The organism is Intrasporangium chromatireducens Q5-1 (genome assembly GCF_000576575.1).
GTDB classification, from domain to species: domain Bacteria; phylum Actinomycetota; class Actinomycetes; order Actinomycetales; family Dermatophilaceae; genus Intrasporangium_A; species Intrasporangium_A chromatireducens.
This window is the reverse complement of sequence record NZ_AWQS01000400.1, coordinates 1-2,291: the sequence shown is the minus strand read 5'-3', so window position 1 is coordinate 2,291 and position 2,291 is coordinate 1. Positions and strand designations below refer to the sequence as shown.

Genomic DNA, 2,291 nt, shown 5'->3' with positions numbered 1-2,291 from the left:
GGCCCCTCGACGGTTTGTGGCCCCTCGACGGGTTGTGGCCCTTCGACGGGAGGAAGCGGTATGCCGCTCCGCCCGCCCCGTGCGGAAGGTGGTCTTCCAGCGGGGCGGGCGGAGCGGCATACGAAACGGGGTTGGTCGCTCCCCGAGCGGGACTCAGCTCTCGAGCGGGACTCAGCTCTCGAGCGAGGCCTTGCGCGAGGCGAGGACGTCGTCGATGAGGCCGTACTCCTTGGCGTCCTCGGCGGAGAGGATCTTGTCGCGCTCGATGTCGTTGCGCACCTGCTCGGAGGTGCGGCCGGTGTGGTGGGCCAGCGTGTCCTCGAGCCAGGTGCGCATCCGGAGCACCTCGTTGGCCTGGATCTCGATGTCGGAGGCCTGGCCGTAGTCGCCACCCGAGAGGGCCGGCTGGTGGATGAGGATCCGCGAGTTGGGCAGGGCGAAGCGTTTACCCGCCGCACCGGCGCCGAGGAGCACCGCGGCAGCGGAGGCGGCCTGGCCGATGACGAACGTCTGGATATCGGGCCGGACGAACTGCATCGTGTCGTAGATCGCGGTCATCGCCGTGAACGAGCCACCGGGGCTGTTGATGTACATGAGGATGTCGCGGTCGGGGTCGAGCGACTCGAGCACGAGCAGCTGGGCGATGATGTCGTCCGCCGACGCGTCGTCGACCTGCACGCCGAGGAAGATGATGCGGTCCTCGAAGAGCTTGTTGTAGGGGTCGGACCGCTTCATCCCGTAGGAGGTGCGCTCCTCGAACTGCGGCAGGATGTAGCGGCTCTGCGGCTGGGCGTGGCCGGGCACGGCAAGGCGGCTGGTGGGCTCGATCATCATGCGGGTCACTTCTCGCTTCCGTCGGTCTTCGCGTCGGCCTGTCCCACGCTCCCGTTGCCCTCGACCGCCTGCTCGGAGCGGCTGAAGACGTGGTCGACGAAGCCGTACTCCTTGGCCTCCTCGGCGCTGAACCACCGGTCGCGGTCGGAGTCCTTCTCGATCTGCTCGACGCTCTGCCCGGTGTGCTGCGCGATGAGGTCGGCCATCTGCTTCTTGATGTAGAGCATCTGCTCGGCCTGGATCTTGATGTCGGTGGCCGTGCCGCCGATGCCGCCCGAGGGCTGGTGCATCATGACGCGCGCGTGCGGCGTCGCGTAGCGCTTGCCCCGAGTGCCGGCCGAGAGGAGGAACTGGCCCATCGAGGCGGCCAGGCCCATGGCCACGGTCGCGACGTCGTTGGGGATCCAGTTCATGGTGTCGTAGATCGCCATGCCGGCCGAGATCGAGCCACCTGGGCTGTTGATGTAGAGCCAGATGTCCTTGTCTGGGTCCTCGGCGGACAGCAGCAGCATCTGGGCGCAGATGGCGTTGGCGTTCTCATCGCGCACGTCCGAGCCGAGGAAGATGATCCGTTCCTTGAGCAGGCGGTTGTAGATGTGGTCGTCCAGACCACCCGGCATGCCGTTGCCGTTGGCGGAGATGTCCGAGGTCACCAATGTCTCCATCGTCGAAGGTCTCCAGTCTCGGCCGCGCTGGGCAGCCGGCTGGCTCGTCACTGACCCTAACGTCCGTCACCGTCAGGGGATTTCCGGGCGGGCTCGTGTTCGCCCTGAGCGCACAAGGGGTATGCCGCTGGCCGGGGCACGTCGGTGTGCCCGGCCAGCCGCGGTGGCCCGGGAGCTACTCGTTCAGGCCGTTGTCCTGGCCGGACTCGATGTTCACCGTCTCCTCGCCGATCCGGGTCTGGAAGTCCTCGGCCGCGCGCTTGTCGTCCATCGCGGCGGAGTTCGCGCCGGTGTTGCCGGCCGCGTGCCGCACGGTGCCCTCGGCATTCACCTGCCAGTCGCTCGCGCGGTCGCCGCTCGACTCCTCGGTGATCGACGCGTTGCCCGAGCCGCCCCGCGGGCCGGGGTCGACCGCTCCCGTCGTGCCGTCCGTGACGTCGTCCGCACCCGCCTCCGTGGTCCGACTCGTGGTCCTGTCCGTGGCCTCGGCCCTCGTCTCGCGCGAGGAGGTCTCGCCGTCGGTCATGAGCATGTCGCTGTCCGCAGCGCCGCCGTCGCGCAGCTGCTCGGCCCGTTCGGCCGGGCGGCCCACCTGGTCCTGCTCGACCTGCTCGGCCCTGCCCGTCTCGTCGAAGTTGCTCATGTCGTGCTCCTCACTGGTCGATCGGTGCCGGTCGCCGGCGTGACGACCATCGTGGCCATACCCCCTCCGAGCAGGTCTGCACCACCCAGCGCACGTGTTCGGCTGCGTCACCGGACAGCGCGAGGCCCCCGACCGCCACGCGGTCGGGG

The 2,291-nt window shown here is 68.9% G+C and carries 3 protein-coding genes; all 3 read right to left on the bottom strand.

What is annotated here, in order from left to right; genetic code table 11:
* Nucleotides 1-171: 171 nt before the first annotated feature.
* A complete protein-coding gene (locus tag N864_RS21585; protein ID WP_034722308.1) occupies nt 172-834 on the bottom strand; it encodes an ATP-dependent Clp protease proteolytic subunit in 663 nt (220 codons plus the stop codon).
* Between the two features lie 5 nt (nt 835-839).
* Nucleotides 840-1,499, bottom strand: a complete 660-nt coding sequence (locus tag N864_RS21580; protein ID WP_051518912.1) for an ATP-dependent Clp protease proteolytic subunit — start codon at nt 1,497-1,499, stop codon at nt 840-842.
* A gap of 175 nt (nt 1,500-1,674) precedes the next feature.
* A complete protein-coding gene (locus N864_RS21575; protein ID WP_034722304.1) occupies nt 1,675-2,142 on the bottom strand; it encodes a hypothetical protein in 468 nt (155 codons plus the stop codon).
* Nucleotides 2,143-2,291 lie beyond the last annotated feature (149 nt).

Bases quoted from the DNA above. Each gene is read 5' to 3' on its own strand.
- N864_RS21585 (WP_034722308.1), bottom strand. From the start codon at position 834: ATGATGATCGAGCCCACCAGCCGCCTTGCCGTGCCCGGCCACGCCCAG.
- N864_RS21580 (WP_051518912.1), bottom strand. From the start codon at position 1,499: ATGGAGACATTGGTGACCTCGGACATCTCCGCCAACGGCAACGGCATG.
- N864_RS21575 (WP_034722304.1), bottom strand. From the start codon at position 2,142: ATGAGCAACTTCGACGAGACGGGCAGGGCCGAGCAGGTCGAGCAGGAC.